The following is a 16,900-nucleotide window of genomic DNA, read 5'->3' on the forward strand; positions in this document are numbered from 1 at the left end:
GTCAATCGTGTCAGCATCGTGCGAATCGTGATGACAGCCTCCAAAGCCTCTCGTAGCTTTCGCTCACCTTAACGCAGGCAAAGCCTTGGTTCTGGGAGGCTTTCGCTCCGTGCCGTAGCTTGAGGGGGCGTCGGTGCGTTGAGTGGAAGCAAAGGGGGCTGACGAGCATTCGTCACGCGGGTGCCCGGGTCGGAAACGATCCGGGCATTCGTATTTCCGGCTTCCTGGATTGTCCTGAAAAGCCAGGACCTTGCACCCTAGGTCGATCCGCCTTCGGGCTGGATGACCCGCGCTTCGTAGATCACCGTGTCGCCTTGCTTCGCGGCGAAGGCGACCATCGAGCTGGCGGCAGCGGTGGGCGGCAGCGGATAGTCGACGACCACCCAATAATCCTTGACCGGTCCGGGCCGCCGCTCCGTCGCGACCGACACGCCGTCGACTGAAATCTCGGCGATGCGGTCGATGTCGTTGCCCCAATAGGTGACGCGCAGTAGCGCTGCCCCCGGCCGTCGCGCGAGCCGGAAGCGCATCGTCTCCCCCGCCGGCAGCCTGCGCGAGCTTCGGGCATAGAATTGGCCCGGCTCGCTGCGCGTCGATTCAAAACCGTGATCGCGCTCTGGCTGCATCTCGCCGATGTGGAATATATCGACGGTGCGTCTGACAAGGTCGGCACGCGCCGCTTCGTCAGCCAGATATTGCGTCTTGCCCGTCGCCCAACTCTGCGGCGTGAAAGTGCGGAAATAGACGGCCGTCCGCCGGTCGTAGAGCGGGAAGAAGGGCTTCATCTCGACGGGCGCGCCCATCACCGGCGTCAGGCGGAAATGGTGCGGCTTGCCCGAGATGGGTGCCAGCACCGCGGCGGGATCGCCTTCGGCAAGCAAGGCGGGCGGCGTATCGTCGAACGGCCGGTCAGCGGGCCCGAGATCGGCAGCCAGCACCAGCGGCCCGCTGACAAAGGCCAATGTCGTGGGATCGCCGGCGATCGGCTCGGCGCGGAGCGGCATGTCAAGCGACAATTTGAGCTTGTCGCCCGCCTGCCATCGCCGCGTGATGAAGGCATAGCCGTCACGCCTTTCGGCGACGACGGCTTCGCCGTTCAGGCGCAGCCGCGCATCGGGGGACCATGCCGGGATGCGCAGCGCGATCGTCATCGCCCGGCGCGGCGCCCGGGCCACGGCCAGCGCGATATCGCCGTCCATCGGATAAGCAGTGTCGAGATCGAGCTTAAGCCCCTTGTCGGTCCAGTCGAGCGTCGAGGGAATGAACAGGTTGACGAACAGCGTCCGACCACCCTGCCAGTAGATTGAATCGGCGTGTTTGGCGTGGCTTTCCATGCCCGATCCGACGCAGCACCAGAAACTGTCCTCGGGCGTCGACCAGTCGCGCCGCGCGCCCGTCTCCATCGGGATGAAATAGGCGAACATGCCGCTGTCGGGCCGCTGATGCGCAAGCATGTGGTTGAACTGCACGCGCTCATAATAGTCGAACCATTCGCCGCGCGGCTCCCAGCCATAGAGATGCCGGGTCAGCTTCAGCATATTATAGCTGTTGCAGGACTCGCACGTGGCGTTGCTCAGCCGCCCCGCCAGCTTGTCCGGCGCGCCGAAATGCTCGCGCTCCGAATTTCCTCCGATGACATAGCTGTGATGATGCGTGACGCGATCGTGGAAGAAGCGCGCCGCCTTGGCATCGGCCGGATCGCCCGCCACCTCATATAGCCGGGCCATGCCGATCAGCTTCGGTATCTGGGTATTGGCGTGCAGTCCCTCCAGTTGGTCACGCCCGGCGGCCAGCGGATCGATCACGGCATGATGGCGCAAGCGCCTGGCGATGGTCAGCCAGCGCGCATCGCCGGTCAGCGCGTAAAGCTCGGCATAGCTTTCCGCGATCCCGCCATGCTCGGTGTGGAGGAGTTGCTGGACCTGAGCGTCGCTCAGCCCTTCGACGATTGTGCCAAAATAACCGGCGACGCCCAGCGCGATGGGCATCGCACGCGGATTGCCCGCCAGATTATGCGCATCGAGCAGCCCCGCGACGATCTTGTGCAGCGTATAGACGGGCACCCAGCCGCCGTTCAGATCCCAGCCGCGATTATGGATCTCGCCGCGCCTCACTTCCTCGAACACGATCTTGCCGTCGACGCTCTTGCCGTCGCGTTCGACCGTCGTCCCGCAGAGATAGCCGTCGCCCTGTGCGTTCTGGATCGCCGCCATCTCGACCAGCGCTTCATCGATCCGCGCCGCCACTTCGGCATCGCCGCCATTGGCGACGATCAGCGCGCAAGCCGACATCCAATGACCAAGCGAATGGCCGGCAATCCCCATGGCCTCCCAGCCGCCATAGCAGCCGCCCTTCGTCGGCAGGCCCGCCGAAAGATAGAAATTATGGAGCAATCGTTTTGGATCGAGCGACAGGAGATAGCGCCTGTCCGCCGCGATCGCATCGGCGAAGGGAGAGGCTTTGAGCCGGACGAAACGCGCCGGCACCGGCTCGGCGCGCGTCGCGTGATCGACGACCAGCGTCCGCGCCCAGGTCGGTCCGGCAAGCGCCAGCAGGCTGGATGAAATCAGGAAAGTCCGTCGTGTCGGTCCACCGCGCCCATCATATCGACGCCCCGCGCCATGACCGGCGCATTCCTTCGCTTGCTCGCCCGACACCAAACTCTCCTGTTATCGCAGGCGATATTAGTCGGACTATTTATAGCTGCAAGCCGCCCCTCGCCGACCCCGGTCAGAACCAGAAGCGCCGGTCAGAACCAGAAGCGAATGCCGGCGACGAAGCTCGTGCTCGTCGGACCATCGCCCGCCAGCCGCGCATAATCTGCGCTGCGGCCGGCCCGGCCTTCCCACGAAACGCCGACATAGGGCGCGAATTCGCGCGCGATCTCGTATCGCAGGCGCAAGCCCAGCTCGGCATCGACAAGCCCCGATCCGATCCGCTGCTCGGGCACGTCCTGCGCCGCGAAGTTGAGCTCGACGCGCGGCTGGAGGATCAGCCGCTGGGTGACGCGCTGGTCATACCAGCCTTCCGCCCGCGCGAGCAGATCGCCCTTGTTCGACAGGAACAAGGCGCCTTCGACCTCGAACATATAAGGCGCGAGCCCCTCGAACCCGATCGTCGCATAGGTGCGATCGGGGCCACGCCCCAGATCCTGCCGCACGCCGGCCTGCAGGTTGAAATAGGCGCCGACCGCGCGGCTGTAGAGCGCCTGCACTTCAGCCGCGTCGACGCCCGATCGCCGGCCGCCCTCGCCTTCGGTCTTGACGGTCAGCCGGTTGACGTCTCCGCCGAACCAGCCCTCGCCATCCCAGCGATAGCCATCCTCGCCCTTGCGCGCCTGATATTCGGCGAGGTTGAAGAATATCTGGTGGAACGTCCCGCCCCCGCCCTCGCGCATCATCTGGTTGCGGGCGTGCGCCATGACCGCGGGATCGAAGAAGCGATCGGCATAATGATCGCCCGGCACGGCGGGCGCCGGCGCATCGCCCGCCGCCGCCGGTGCAGGGCCATGCCCCATCGCCGCGTGGTCCATCTCGCCATGATCCATGCCGGACATCGCCGAATGGTCCATCGCGGCAGGTTCGGCCTGCGGATCGGCGGCCGGAGCCTGTTGGGCCAGCGCCGGAGTTGCGCTCGCCAGCGCCAGGATCGCGATCAGCCGGCTCATGCGCCCTCGCCCTTCGGGCGCACGCTCACCACGCGCATCATGCCGGCATGCATGTGGTAGAGAAGGTGGCAGTGGAAGGCCCAGTCGCCCACCGCGTCCGCGGTGAAGTCCCAGCTTACCTTGCCCCCCGGATGGACCATCACCGTATGCTTGCGCGGCGCGTGATCGCCATGCCCTGTCGCAAGCTCGAAGAAATGGCCGTGCAGGTGGATGGGATGCCCCATCATGCTGTCATTGATCAGGTTGATCCGGACGCGCTCGCCGAGCGTGAAGGGGATGGGCTCCATATGGTCCGACATCTTCACGCCGTCGAACGACCACATGAAGCGCTCCATATTGCCCGTCAGGTGAATGTCGATCCGGCGGCCGGGCGGTCGCGTATCGGGATTGGCTTCGAGCGCCACCAGATCGCGATAGACGAGCACGCGGTGGCCGACACCCGCGAGCCCCTGCCCCGGCTCACCCGTGCGGTCCATCGGCATGGGCGAGATCGTCTGCACGCCCGGCGTCCGCTCGACCTGCGGGGCGTTGGCGAAGTCGCGCATCCGCATCGATCCCCCGCCCATATCCATCTGCATGGATCCGTGCCCCATCGCGCCATGATCCATGGCCCCCATGCCCATATCCTTCATGGTCGCGAGCGGACGGGGGCGAAGCGGCGGCACCTCGGCCGTCATGCCCGCGCGCGGGGCAAGCGTCGCGCGCGCCATGCCGGACCGGTCGATCGCCTCGCCGACGATCGTATAGGCGCGGTCCGCCGCCGGCGTGACGATCACGTCGTAAGTTTCCGCAACGGCGATCTGGAACTCGTCGGTCTCGACGGGGCGGATATTCTGCCCGTCGGCCTGCACCACCGTCAGCACGAGGCCGGGGATGCGGACGTTGAAGCTGGTCATTGACGATGCGTTGATGAAGCGCAGCCGCACGCGTTCGCCGGGCGCGAACAGCGCGGTCCAGTTGTCCTTCGGGCCATGGCCGTTGACGAGATAGGTGTAGGTCGATCCCGTCACGTCCGAGACGTCGGCCGGGTCCATCCGCATCGCGCCCCAGTCGATGCGCTCGCCGGCCTTCTGGTCGCGCCCGCCGATCAGCCCGGCGAGCGTCTGGCGCTGATAGTTGAAATAGCCCGGCTGCGCCTTGAGCTTGCGGAAGATCGCCTCGGGCGACATGCGGCTGTGATCGGACAGGACGACGACATGCTCGCGATCGGCTGCGATCGGATCGGCGCCGGCGGGATCGATGACGATCGGGCCATAATGACCCGCCTGCTCCTGCAGCCCCGAATGGCTGTGATACCAGTAAGTGCCGGACTGGCGGATCGGGAATTGATAGGTGAAGCTCGATCGCGGGGCGATGCCGGGAAAGGACACGCCGGGCACGCCGTCGAACTGTGCGGGCAGGATCAGCCCGTGCCAGTGGATCGAACTGTCCTCGTCCAGCCCGTTCTCGACGATCAGCCGTACGTCCTGCCCTTCGCGCAGGCGGATCAGCGGGCCGGGCACCGTGCCGTTGATCCCGATCGCCCGCGTCGGCCGCCCGTCGACCACCAGCGTCTGCCGCGCGATCTTCAGGCGGATTTCCTCGCCCGAAAGCGCCGGCATGTCCGGCGTCACGATCCCCGCCGACACCGGCTGCGCCCAGCCCGGCAGCCAGGGCGCCAGCGCCATCCCGCCCCCGGCCAGCGCTACGCCGCGCAACACATCCCTGCGACTATAGTCCTGAATCATCTGTCTCCCGGTCGCTGCGGCTCTGCCACCCGCGTGCCCGAAGGACCAGAGGCTATCGGCGCCGGCGGAGGCTGCCCATCTGCAACAATACGGCCAGCCCCGCGAGCGCGACGCCGAACAGCGCGACCGCGTTCCACCCGCCCTCGTTCCAGGCGAAGGTCGCCCCGGCCGATCCGGCGGTGCCGCCAATGAACATCGTCCCCATGAAGATGGTGTTGAGCCGCGCCCGCGCGTCGGGCTGGAGCGCGAAGACGATATGCTGGTTGGAGACAAGCGCGCTCTGCACCGCGAGATCGAGCAGGATGACGCCCACGACCAGCCCCGCGATCGATTGCCAGAAGGCGAAGATGCCCCACGACGCGAGCGTCAGCAACGCGCCGAGCGCGATCATCCGGTGCGGTCCGCTGCGATCGGCGATGCGCCCCGCAATGGGTGCGGCGAGGATACCGACCGCACCGATCACGCCGAACAGCCCGGCGACGTCCGCGCCGAGCCGGTAGCGAGGTTCCTCGAGATGGAAGGCCAGCACGGTCCAGAAGGCGATCAGCGCGGCGAACAGCAGGGCCTGCGTCGCCGCCGCCAGCCGCAATTCGCCGTAATTGCGCCACAGCCCGCCCAGCGAATGCATCAGCCGCGCATAGGTCAGCCCCGCGCTCGGCTCCGAACGCGGCAGGCGCAGCGCCATCACCCCGCCCGCGACCAACGCGATCGGCGCGCCGAGCAGAAACATCTCGCGCCAGCCGCCATGCGTCGCGACGACGCCGGCGAGCGTGCGGCTGAGCAGGATGCCGCACAACAGCCCCGACATGACGGTGCCGACGACGGCGCCGCGACGCTCGGGCGGCGCGAGGTGCGCGGCGAAGGGCACGATCTGCTGCGCGACGGTCGAGACGAAGCCGACGAGAAGCGACGCCACCAGCAGCATCCCCGCGCCCGGCGACCAGGCCGCCGCGACGAGCGCGACGGCGAGCACGAGAAACTGGATGACGATCAGCCGCCGCCGTTCGACCACGTCGCCAAGCGGGACCAGCAGGAACAGCCCGGCCGCATAGCCCATCTGCGTCACCGTCGGCACGAAACCGGTCAGCGCGCCCGGCAGGTCGCGTTCGATCAGCCCCAGCATCGGCTGGTTATAATAGATGTTGGCGACGCCGACGCCGGCCGCCGCCGCCATCGCAAAGGTCAGGCCGCGTCCCAGCACGGTCGGGTTCTGCTCAATCGTCTCGGCGGTCATCGTCATCGTTCGGCTCCGGGCTGCGCCCCACCCGACGCCCGCGCCATGTAGGAAGCGCGTGGGCGGCGCGGTAGTGGCATGGAGGGACCGGCCGCCACGCACCGCCATACATAGGTTTAGCGCCCGCTCTGGCCGCTTTCGCACCGCCCTTCGTCCCGCTACTCTGCAATTCCTCCCACAGGACGGAATCGGCGGGCCATGAACACTATCCAGACGCGCCATCATCAGATGTTTCCGGTGCTCAGTGCGGCGCAGATCGAGGCCGCGCGCGTCTTCGCCAGCGGACCTCCGCAGAGTTTCGCACCCGGCGAAACCGTCTATGCCATTGGCGATCAGGGCGCTCCCGCCTGGCTTGTGCTCGACGGCTCGTTGATCTCGTCCCGGCGCGATGGGCTCAGCCACGAAACGCCGATCACGACGCTCGGCCCCGGCCAGTTCACCGGCGAGGTCAACCAGCTTGCCGGCCGCGCCGCCATCGCGACCAGCCGCGCCGGCCCCGACGGCTGCACCGCCCTGCCCTTCGACGCCCCGCATCTGCGCGCGCTGATGATCGGATCGGCCGAGATCGGCGAATTCGTGATGCGCGCACTCATCCTCCGCCGCGTCGCGCTGATCGAGGAGGGCGGCGCGGGCACGATCATCATCGGCACGCCGGGTAGCCCTGACATAGTGCGCCTGCAGAGCTTCCTGACGCGCAGCGGCTTCCCCAACCTCGTGCTCGACGCGGCGACCGACGAGGAAGGCCACGCGCTGGTCGAGCGCCTCGCGCTCCGCGCCGAAGAACTGCCCCTCGTCGTCTGCCCAAGCGGCAAGATGCTCAAGCGCCCCAACGAGGTCGAGCTTGCCCACTGCCTGGGCATGACGCCCGAGATCGATCCCGACCGTATCTACGACGTCGCGATCGTCGGCGCCGGTCCTGCAGGGCTGGCCGCCGCCGTCTATGGCGCGTCCGAAGGCCTGTCGGTGATCGTGCTCGACGAGCGCGCAATGGGCGGCCAGGCCGGCGCCTCGGCGCGGATCGAGAATTATCTGGGCTTCCCCACCGGCATTTCGGGCATCGCGCTTGCCGGCCGTGCCTTCAATCAGGCGCTCAAGTTCGGCGCGGAGATCGCTGCCCCCGTGCAGGTCGAGCGGCTCGACTGCGAGGGCGATCGGCTGGCGCTGGAGCTTGCCGGCGATCGCACCGTGCGCGCCAGGACCGTCGTCGTCGCATCGGGGGCGCGCTATCGCCGGCCGGAGATAGAAGGTCTTTCCAATTTCGACGGTGCGGGCGTCTCTTACTGGGCATCGCCGATCGAGGCGCGGTTGTGCGCGGACTGCGACGTGGCGCTGATCGGCGGCGGCAATTCGGCGGGGCAGGCGGTCGTCTTCCTCGCGCCGCATGTGAAGCGGCTGCACCTGTTCGTCCGCCGCGACCTTTCCGAGACGATGTCGCGCTACCTGATCGACCGCATCGCCGCGCTTCCCAATGTCGAGGTCAATGTCGGCTGCGAAATCGTGGGAATCGAGGGCGATCATGCCCATGGCCCCGCCGTAGCCTCGGTCCGCAACCGGCAGGGCGTGGTGCGGCAGGTGCCGATCCGCCATCTCTTCCTGTTCATCGGCGCCGATCCCAATGCGGACTGGCTCGCCGAATGCGTGAAGACCGACGCCAAGGGCTTCGTCATCACCGGCCACGGCCCGCGCGCACTGGAGACCGATCGGGCCGGCGTCTTCGCGATCGGCGATGTGCGCGCCGGATCGGTCAAGCGCGTCGCCGCTGCGGTCGGCGAAGGTGCCGCCGTCATTGCCCAGATTCACGCCGTGCTCGCCGAGCGCACCCAGGAGGAGCCTGCATGACCGATTGCCCCCACAGCATCACGATCAACGAAGTGACGCCGAGCGCGCGCGGCTGCGAGGAATGCCTGAAGACCGGCAGCCGCTGGGTGCATCTGCGCATCTGCCGCAGCTGCGGCCATGTCGGCTGCTGCGACCAGTCGCCGCATCGCCATGCGCGCGCGCATTTCAACGCCACGCGCCACCCGATCATCGAAGGCTATGATCCGCCCGAGGGGTGGGGCTGGTGCTATGTCGACGATATCGAGATCGACCTGCCCGACCAGACCCCGCAATGGGGCCCGATCCCGCGCTATTTCTGAACGGCTGCCGGTAGACCGAGCATCGGCAGCACGCGGTCGAGCGGCAGCGCCTCCACCGTCCTGTTCCGCCCGACGACGCGGTGCGCCGCGAACAGCGAATTGAGCACAGCTTCCTCGGTCGCCTCCGCCGCCGCCTGGAAAAGCGGCGACATCAGGTCATTGGGCAGATCGGTCATGCTCGCCGCGCCTGCCCGCCGTTCCACCGTGCGTCGCACCGCCGCGCTGGTCGAGAAGGCGACGGCGTAGTCGCCCGACCCGTTGGTGAAGCTCGATCCGGTGCGCGCGATACCGGCAAAGGCGCGCTCGGCAAGCCGGCGCAGGTTGCGGTCAGACAGCGGCGCATCGGTCGCGATCACGATCACCACCGATCCGTCGCCGCGCTTCTGCTCGATCTCGCGCCTGAACTCATATTGGCCGAGCTTCACGCCCACGGGCACGCCGGCGATCGTGAGCACGCCGCCATAATTGCTTTGCACCAGCACGCCCACGGTCCAGCCGCCAAGGCTGGCGGGAAGCAGGCGCGACGACGTGCCGATCCCGCCTTTATAGCCGAAGGCGACCGTCCCGGTGCCCGCGCCCACCACGCCCTCCGCGACCGGCCCGGGCTTCGCCGTCTCGATCGCTCGCCGCGCGTCGGCGATGCTGACATGGCGACCGCGAATGTCGTTGAGCTCGCCGTCATTGGTTTCGCCGACGACGGCGTTGACCGACCGGACCTGTTCGTTTCCTGGCTGCGCGAGCGTCCATTCGATTGTCGCCGCGACACCCTCGGCGACATTCAGCGTATTGGTCAGCAGGATCGGCGTCTCGATCTCGCCCAGCTCGGCCACCTGCGTCGATCCGGCGAACTTGCCGAACGCATTGGCGGCAACGAAGCCCGCCGGCACCTTTTGCTGGAACAGGTTGCCGCCATGCGGCAGCACGGCGGTGACGCCGGTGTGGATATCCGGGCCTTTGTCGATCGTCACCTGCCCGACCGAAACGCCCGCGACATCGGTAATCGCGTTGAGCGGCCCCGGCTGAAGAATGCCGGTGACGACACCCGCCTCCCGCGCGCGCTGCCCTGCTTCCGCCGGCGCACCGGCCGCCGCCGCGATCGTCGTCAGCATCAGCATCCTGATCGTCATCGAACCTCACCTCATTGCCCGCACAGCAGAATGCGCGACGCACCATCGCCGATCAACGCTGCAAGAAGGCGCGCGCTTGGCATGGGTTCGAGTGATCGATAAATGGTGGGCGCTGACGGGCTCGAACCGCCGACCCTCTCGGTGTAAACGAGATGCTCTACCAACTGAGCTAAGCGCCCCTATCGGGAAGCGCCTCCTGCCACGCGCAGGGCATTCGGGCAAGGTAGGCGGCGACTGCAGATCGCCATGCCGCGCGCGCCCTGCGTGCAAATGGCGCAATCAGCGCAATCGATCTTTAGTGAGCGGGAAAATAGGTTATTTTGACCTACAGAATCCGAATTATTTGTAATTTTATTCTCGTAAACGATTGAATCTTACACATTATAGTCCGAATGGACTACGACGAAGCCCATCGCGGTTCGCGCCGTGCGTCATCGGCTCGCGCCAACCCCTTGCAACCTTGCTCTTTCGTGTCTGATAGTCGGCACGGGGGGAAGGTTCCGGGGGGGCAAGGTCCGGTTGTGCGCAGCCGTTCCCCGCCGCTTCCTCATAGCTTTGGCTTCTGCTCTGCGAGGACGGTTATGAACAGGCATTTTCCGGCGGTATGTACTCTGGCGTTGGCGACCGCGATTCTCGCCAGCGCGGCTTCGGCGGCCGATGCGCCGGTCCAGCCCCAGGACGCCGAATATGGCAAGCTGATCAACCAGCATCTGGTCGACAAGCGCTTCACCACCGAGCTGGTCGATCACCTGCCGGCGTCGGACACCGTCCCCACCCCGCTCAAATTCTTCGGCCGCATCCCCGGCACGCCGAGCGAACTGACCTACGCCAAGGATATCGAACGCTATTATCAGGAGCTGGCCAAGACCTCGCCGCGCGTGAAGTTCTGGACGCTGGGCAAGACCGAGGAAGGCCGCGACATCGTCGTCATCGCGATCGCCGACGAGGAGACGCTCAAGAATCTCGACAAATACAAGGCCGATCTCGCCGCGCTCGGCGACCCGCGCAAGACCAGCGAGGCGCAGGCCCAGAGCATCATCAAGACCAGCAAGCCCATCTACTGGGTGACCAGCGGCATCCACTCGCCCGAAACCGGCGGCCCCGAGATGCTGATCGAGCTCGCCTATCGCCTCGCGGTGGAGGAAACGCCCTTCATCCAGAAGATCCGCAACAACATGATCACCTTCATCACCCCGGTGCTGGAGGTCGACGGCCGCGAGAAGATGGTCGACACCTATTATTACGGGAAGAAGACCGGCAATCCGCGCCCGCCGATGATCTACTGGGGCAAATATGTCGCGCACGACAACAACCGCGACGGCATGGGCCAGTATCTGAAGCTGACGCAGGCGATCACCGAGAATGTCCTCGAATGGCACCCGACGGTGCTGCACGATCTGCACGAGGCGCAGTCCTACCTCTACGTCTCGACCGGCACCGGCCCCTACAATCCCCAGCTCAACCCGATCCAGTCGAACGAGTGGTGGCTGCTCGCCGAGACCGAGGTCATGGAAATGACCAAGCGCAACGTGCCGGGCGTGTGGACCTACGGCTTCTACGACGGCTGGGTGCCCAACTATCTCTTCTGGATCGCGCAGACGCACAACAGCTTCGGCCGCTTCTACGAAGTGCAGAGCTATGGCCCCGATATCCAGAAGGGGCTGAAGCTCGCCCCGACCGTGACCAGCAAGGAATGGTACCGCCCCAATCCGCCGCTGCCGTCGATCGACTGGGGTCCCCGCAACAACACCAACCTGCAGGAATCGGCGCTGCTCTTCGCGCTCAACCGCGTGGCGACCGATCATGAGCTCTATCTCGACAATTATTGGGTCAAGTCGAAGGCCGCAATCAACGCGGGCAAGACCGGCGACATCAACGCCTGGGTGATCCCGGCCAAGCAGATCGCCAAGCTCAACCTTGCCGACATGCTCAACGATCTGCGCCATCAGGGGGTCGAAGTCAGCCGCGCCAATACGGCGTTCTCCGCCGGCGGCGTCGCCGTCGCGGCAGGCGACTTCGTGATCCGTGGCGACCAGCCCTATCGGACGCTCGTCGACATGTACACGAGCATCCAGAACTACCCGGCCGCCAACCCGCGTCCCTATGACGACACGGGCTGGACGATGCAGTTCATGCGCAACATCGACCTGAAGACGATCAAGGACCCGACGATCCTCGACAAGCCGATGACGCTGATCACCGACGACATCCGCCCGGCGGGCGGCGTGACGGGTTCGGGCACGACGATCGTCTTCGATCATACCGGCGACAATGCGCTGGTCGCGCTGCGCTTCCGCCTCAAGGGCGCGAAGATGTCGGTCGCAGAGGAAGGTTTCGCGATCGGCGGCCGGCAATATGCGGCGGGCAGCTTCATCATCGCGGATGCCGATCGCGCCGCGGTGGCGCAGGTCGCGGCCGAACTGGGCGTGTCGGGCGAAGCCGTGGCGAAGGCGCCGTCGGTCAAGTCGCACGCCATCACCGCGCCGCGCATCGGCTATCTGCACAGCTGGCTGCGCACGCAGGACGAGGGCTGGTGGCGCGCCGCGCTCGACCATTATGGCGTCCCCTACACCTATTTCGCCGACATCAAGGCGCGCGAAGGCGGCCTGCGCGCCAAATATGACGTGATCATCTACCCGAATGTCGGCGTCGGCGCGAAGGAGCAGGTCACGGGCGTCGCGATGAACGGCAACGTGCCCATCCCCTACAAGAAGAGCGACCTCACCCCCAATCTCGGCGCGCTCGATTCGGCCGACGACATCCGCGGAGGCCTGGGGGTCGACGGCCTTGCCGAGCTCAAGAAGTTCGTCGAGGAAGGCGGCACGCTGATCGCCGACGGATCGACGGTCGAGATGCTCGCGAGCTACGGCATCGCCGAAGGCGTGACCTCGTCGCGTCCGGCGGAGCTCTTCACCAAGGGCGCGCTGATGCGCGGCGTGATCACCGACAAGGCGAGCCCGCTCACCTACGGCTATCGCGGCAAGGAAATGCCCGTCTACTTCTCCGAAGCGCCGGTGCTGACGATCAGCCGGGGCGGTTCGGGCATAGGCGGCTATTTCGACCCCAACGGCCCGGGCGCGCGCCTCAGCCAGAATGTCACGCCCAACGCCGTGCCGGTGAAGATCTCGCCCTGGACCGGCGACGAGGGCGGCGAGGACAAGAAGGCGCCGGCCGAAGTCTCGGCCTCGCCCTTCGGCTCGGCGCTCCCCACCTCGCGGACCGGCGGCGCGGAGCCGACCCAGTTCCCGCGCGTCGTGATGCAGTTCCCGACCAAGTCGGACGACATCCTGCTCAGCGGCATGCTCAACGGCGGTCAGGCGCTCAGCAACAAGGCGCTCGTCGTCGATGTGCCCGACGGCAAGGGCCATATGGTCCTGTTCGCGCTGCGCCCCTTCTGGCGCTGGCAGACGCAGGGCAGCTACTTCCTCGGCTTCAACGCGATCCTCAACTGGGATCATCTGAGCGTCGGCACCCCCGCGCCGAAGCCTGCGGGACAGGGCGGCAACGAGTAAGGAAATGGCGTGCGCGCCGGTCATGCCCTCGGACCCAGCAGGGTTCCCAGGGCCGACCGGCCGCCCGAGCTTGATGTAAAAGCGAAATGGTGCGCCCGACTGGATTCGAACCAGTGGCCCCCAGATTAGGAATCTGATGCTCTATCCTGCTGAGCTACGGGCGCGCCGCCGTTCACATACGGGGCGGGGACGCCCGGAGCAAGCGGGTGCGACAGCGAGCGAGGCGCCTCAGTTGCGCTCTTCGGGGGGCGTCACGGGGAAAGGCAGCGGCGTGACGGCGATGCCTTCGGCAAGCAGCGAGGATGCATCCTCCGCACTGGCCTGACCGTGGATCGATCGCTGCTCGCGCTCGCCGTGATGGATGGCGCGGGCTTCGTCGGCAAAGCCCTTGCCGACCCATTCCGATCCCTCGAGCACCCGGGACTGGGCGCGCGCAAGATCGGCCATCAATGCCTTGATCCGCTCCTGCGGGTTCGCCGCCTCGATCGGGGCCGGGGTCAGGCGCGGGGCCATCACCGCCTTTTCGATCGCGCGATCCTCGCAGACCGGGCAGGAGACGAGCCCGCGCTCGCGCTGCCCCTCATAATCCGCCGTGCTGCCGAACCACGCCTCGAAGACATGGCCGCCCGCGCATTGCAGGTCGAAGACGATCATGCGTTGACGACGGGACCGATCGGGCGGCGATGCGCGATCACCGGGATGCGCGCGCGCACCGCATCGACCTCGGCCGGGTCGATGTCGACGAAGCCCAGTCCCTGCGTCTCGCCCATGTCGAGCAGTACCTTGCCCCACGGATCGATGACCAGCGAATGGCCATAGGTGCGCCGGCCGTCCTCATGCTCGCCGACCTGCGCGGCGGCGATGACGAAGGCGGCGGATTCGATCGCGCGGGCGCGCAGCATCACATGCCAGTGCGCCTCGCCCGTCGGCACGGTGAAGGCGGCGGGAACGGCGAGCATCGTCGCCCCGGCATTGGTGAGCGCGCGAAACAGATCGGGAAAGCGCAGGTCATAGCAGATGCCGAGCCCGAGCACGCCCCACGGCGTCGCCGCCGTCGCAGCATGGCCGCCCGGCGCATAGACCGAGGATTCGCGCCAGCTTTCACCCGTCGCCAGATCGACGTCGAACAGATGGATCTTGTCGTATCGGACGCGGACATGCCCGCGATCGTCGATCACGAAAGCACGGTTGGCGCGGCGGCCGCCCTCGCCTTCGGCCAGCGCGACCGAGCCAAGATGCACCCAGATACCCGCCTCGGCCGCCGCAGCGCGCACGCGCGCCAGTGCCGGATCGTCGGCTTCGCGGCGGATATGCGGTGCGGAGCGCTCGCGATTGCCGTCGACCAGCCCGGACATCTCGGGCGTGAACAGCATATCCGCCCCGCCCGCCTTCGCTTCGGCAACGGCCCTGGCCAGCGCCTCGGCATTGGCGGCGGGATCGATCCCGCTGGTCATCTGAAAGATCGCGATGCGCATCGGATCAGGCGGCGAGCAGAGGATCGAGCTTGCCGGCGCGATCGAGCGCCATCATGTCGTCGCACCCGCCGATATGCTGATCGTCGACGAAGATCTGCGGCGTCGTGCTGCGTCCGCCCGCGCGCTCGATCATCTCGGCGCGCTTGGGGCCGCCCATCGTCACGTCATATTCCTCGAACGCCACGCCCTTCTGCTTGAGGAGCGCGATTGCCCGCGTGCAGTAACCGCAAGCAAATTTGGTGTAGATTTCAACCTTGGCCATGGCCTCTATCTCGGCACTGCCAGGGGCCGCGTCAATATCCGCCGGCCGCTTCGTCGCGGATCACCCGCGCCCAGCAGAGAATGACGACACGCGCCGCCCCCGCGCGCTTCAACGCCTTCGCGCAGGCATTGGCGGTGGCGCCCGTCGTATAGACATCGTCGATCAGATAGACGGCGCGGCCTCGGACCGCCTCGCGCTTGTCGCGCGCGACGGCAAAAGCGCCGCGCACCGCCCGCGCGCGCCGGTCGCGGCCCAGCCCGCCGAGCATCGGCGTCGCGCGCGTCCGCCGCAGCAGATCAACCGCAAGCGCGTGCCCCGTGCGGCGCGCCAGCGCCCGCCCGATCAGCGCCGACTGGTTGAAGCCGCGCGACCAGAGGCGGCGGCGATGCAGCGGCACGGGGATCAGCAGCGCGCCGTCGCCGGCATCGATCCGCCGCGCGAGATGTTCGGCAATCAGCACGGCGGGGCCGGGCTTGCGGCCATGCTTGAGCTTCAGCACCAGCGCGCGTGCGATCTCGCCATAGGCGACGACCGCACGCACGCCGTCATGCGCCGGCGGCTCCGCCATGCATTCGGCGCAGAGCGCGCCCGGCGCGGGCAAGGCGAGCGGAACGTTGCAGGCGGCGCAGCCCTCGCTTCCCAGAAAATCGAGCGCGCGCCAGCAATCGGGGCAGAAGCGGTGGTCCGCCTCCACCACGACTCCGCAACCGGGGCAGCGCGGCGGCAACGCGAAATCGATCGCGGCCCTGATCGGCGAAAGCAAAAGCCCCATGGCCCCCCCAATATTGGCTCTTGTCGATGCCGACGCCTTTCTGCACAAGCCGCGCGATGAGCGCGCCCGAACTTTTCGATCGCCGCCTGCGCCGCCTGCGCCGCGACCGTGCCACGCCCCATTTCGCCGAACACGCCTTCCTGATCCATCACATGGCCGAGGAACTGGTCGATCGGCTCGCGATGGTCACGCGCGACTTCGGCCATGCGCTGGTGCTGGGGGCAAGCGACGCGCACATGATCGATCGCCTGTGCGGGCGCGGGATGAAGGTGGTCGCCGCCGATCCGGGCTTCGCCTTCGCGCGCGCCGCCGGCGGCGTGCAGTGTGACGAGGATCGCCTGCCCTTCGCCGATGCCAGCTTCGACCTTATCATCTCGATCGGCCTGCTCGACAGCGTCAATGACCTGCCCGGCGCGCTTGCGTTGATCCGGCGGGCGCTGCGCCCCGATGGTCTGTTCCTCGGCGGATTCGTCGGCGCCGGCAGCCTGCCGCGCCTGCGCGCGGCGATGAGCGCGGCCGACGGCGATCGCGCCGCGCCGCGCCTCCATCCGCAGATCGACGTGCGGTCCGCCGGCGACCTGCTCGTTCGTACCGGCTTCACCATGCCCGTGGCGGACGGCGACCGCCTCAACGTCCGCTACCGGTCGCTCGAGGGCCTGCTGAACGATCTGCGCGGCATGGGGGCGACCTCGGCCCTGGTCGATCGCGGCCCGCCGATCGGCCGCGAGGCGCTGTTCCGCGCCTTCGAAACCTTCGGCGAAGCTGCCGACGACGACGGCCGCATCGCCGAGACGTTCGAGCTGATCTATCTTTCAGGCTGGTCGCCTGACGCCTCGCAGCCAAAGCCCGCGCGGCGCGGCAGCGCCACGGCTTCTCTTGCCGAAGCGCTCAAGCCGAAAAGCTGACCTCACCGTCATTGCGAGGAGGCGAAGCCGACGACGCAATCCAGGCGATACCCGACATCGGACTGGATTGCTTCGCTACGC

The 16,900-nt window shown here is 67.1% G+C and carries 13 protein-coding genes and 2 tRNA genes; 4 read left to right on the forward strand and 11 right to left on the reverse strand.

The window, feature by feature from the left end; genetic code table 11:
* Window positions 1-257: 257 nt before the first annotated feature.
* The 4 genes from AC3WT0_RS07395 to AC3WT0_RS07410 all read right to left on the reverse strand — a co-directional run bounded on the left by AC3WT0_RS07395 (window position 258) and on the right by AC3WT0_RS07410 (window position 6,628).
* Complete coding sequence (locus AC3WT0_RS07395) at window positions 258-2,657, reverse strand: beta-L-arabinofuranosidase domain-containing protein (protein ID WP_492752690.1); 2,400 nt, start codon at window positions 2,655-2,657, stop codon at window positions 258-260.
* Between the two features lie 92 nt (window positions 2,658-2,749).
* The gene (locus AC3WT0_RS07400) at window positions 2,750-3,667 is read right to left on the reverse strand and encodes a copper resistance protein B (RefSeq protein WP_492752691.1); all 918 of its coding nucleotides are present in this window, start codon (window positions 3,665-3,667) and stop codon (window positions 2,750-2,752) included.
* A complete protein-coding gene (locus tag AC3WT0_RS07405; protein ID WP_492752694.1) occupies window positions 3,664-5,394 on the reverse strand; it encodes a copper resistance system multicopper oxidase in 1,731 nt (576 codons plus the stop codon). The genes AC3WT0_RS07400 and AC3WT0_RS07405 overlap by 4 nt, the downstream gene beginning before the upstream one ends.
* A 52-nt stretch (window positions 5,395-5,446) precedes the next feature.
* Window positions 5,447-6,628, reverse strand: a complete 1,182-nt coding sequence (locus AC3WT0_RS07410) for an MFS transporter (RefSeq protein ID WP_492752921.1) — start codon at window positions 6,626-6,628, stop codon at window positions 5,447-5,449.
* A gap of 198 nt (window positions 6,629-6,826) precedes the next feature.
* On the opposite strand from AC3WT0_RS07410, the gene AC3WT0_RS07415 reads away from it, so the two are divergent.
* Together AC3WT0_RS07415 and AC3WT0_RS07420 are read left to right on the forward strand one after the other, a co-directional pair.
* Window positions 6,827-8,467 (forward strand): FAD-dependent oxidoreductase, encoded by a 1,641-nt coding sequence (locus AC3WT0_RS07415; protein WP_492752695.1) that lies wholly within the window; start codon window positions 6,827-6,829, stop codon window positions 8,465-8,467.
* The gene (locus AC3WT0_RS07420) at window positions 8,464-8,766 is read left to right on the forward strand and encodes a UBP-type zinc finger domain-containing protein (protein WP_492752696.1); all 303 of its coding nucleotides are present in this window, start codon (window positions 8,464-8,466) and stop codon (window positions 8,764-8,766) included. The genes AC3WT0_RS07415 and AC3WT0_RS07420 overlap by 4 nt, the downstream gene beginning before the upstream one ends.
* Here AC3WT0_RS07420 and AC3WT0_RS07425 read toward each other — a convergent pair.
* Together AC3WT0_RS07425 and AC3WT0_RS07430 are read right to left on the reverse strand one after the other, a co-directional pair.
* A complete protein-coding gene (locus AC3WT0_RS07425; protein ID WP_492752699.1) occupies window positions 8,757-9,893 on the reverse strand; it encodes a DmpA family aminopeptidase in 1,137 nt (378 codons plus the stop codon). The two genes, AC3WT0_RS07420 and AC3WT0_RS07425, sit on opposite strands and share 10 nt — an antisense overlap.
* A gap of 103 nt (window positions 9,894-9,996) precedes the next feature.
* Window positions 9,997-10,072, reverse strand: a tRNA-Val gene (locus AC3WT0_RS07430).
* Between the two features lie 402 nt (window positions 10,073-10,474).
* On the opposite strand from AC3WT0_RS07430, the gene AC3WT0_RS07435 reads away from it, so the two are divergent.
* Window positions 10,475-13,405 carry a M14 family zinc carboxypeptidase gene (locus tag AC3WT0_RS07435; protein WP_492752701.1) on the forward strand — a complete coding sequence of 977 codons (2,931 nt, stop codon included), beginning with the start codon at window positions 10,475-10,477 and terminating at the stop codon, window positions 13,403-13,405.
* Window positions 13,406-13,492: 87 nt separating this feature from the next.
* Here AC3WT0_RS07435 and AC3WT0_RS07440 read toward each other — a convergent pair.
* From AC3WT0_RS07440 to AC3WT0_RS07460, 5 genes are all read right to left on the reverse strand, one after another.
* Window positions 13,493-13,569, reverse strand: a tRNA-Arg gene (locus AC3WT0_RS07440).
* A gap of 64 nt (window positions 13,570-13,633) precedes the next feature.
* Window positions 13,634-14,059, reverse strand: a complete 426-nt coding sequence (locus tag AC3WT0_RS07445) for a DUF1178 family protein (protein ID WP_492752704.1) — start codon at window positions 14,057-14,059, stop codon at window positions 13,634-13,636.
* A complete protein-coding gene (locus AC3WT0_RS07450) occupies window positions 14,056-14,880 on the reverse strand; it encodes a carbon-nitrogen hydrolase family protein (RefSeq protein ID WP_492752706.1) in 825 nt (274 codons plus the stop codon). Before AC3WT0_RS07450 ends, AC3WT0_RS07445 begins: the two co-directional genes overlap by 4 nt.
* A 4-nt stretch (window positions 14,881-14,884) precedes the next feature.
* Window positions 14,885-15,142 carry a glutaredoxin 3 gene (grxC, locus tag AC3WT0_RS07455; protein ID WP_492752707.1) on the reverse strand — a complete coding sequence of 86 codons (258 nt, stop codon included), beginning with the start codon at window positions 15,140-15,142 and terminating at the stop codon, window positions 14,885-14,887.
* A 31-nt stretch (window positions 15,143-15,173) separates the two neighbouring features.
* Window positions 15,174-15,914 carry a double zinc ribbon domain-containing protein gene (locus AC3WT0_RS07460; RefSeq protein ID WP_492752708.1) on the reverse strand — a complete coding sequence of 247 codons (741 nt, stop codon included), beginning with the start codon at window positions 15,912-15,914 and terminating at the stop codon, window positions 15,174-15,176.
* A gap of 56 nt (window positions 15,915-15,970) precedes the next feature.
* Here AC3WT0_RS07460 and AC3WT0_RS07465 point away from each other — a divergent pair, with 56 nt between their 5' ends.
* Complete coding sequence (locus AC3WT0_RS07465; protein WP_492752710.1) at window positions 15,971-16,819, forward strand: class I SAM-dependent methyltransferase; 849 nt, start codon at window positions 15,971-15,973, stop codon at window positions 16,817-16,819.
* Window positions 16,820-16,900: the final 81 nt, after the last annotated feature.

This window comes from Sphingomonas sp. EU05-FHT14C10 (genome assembly GCF_058790595.1).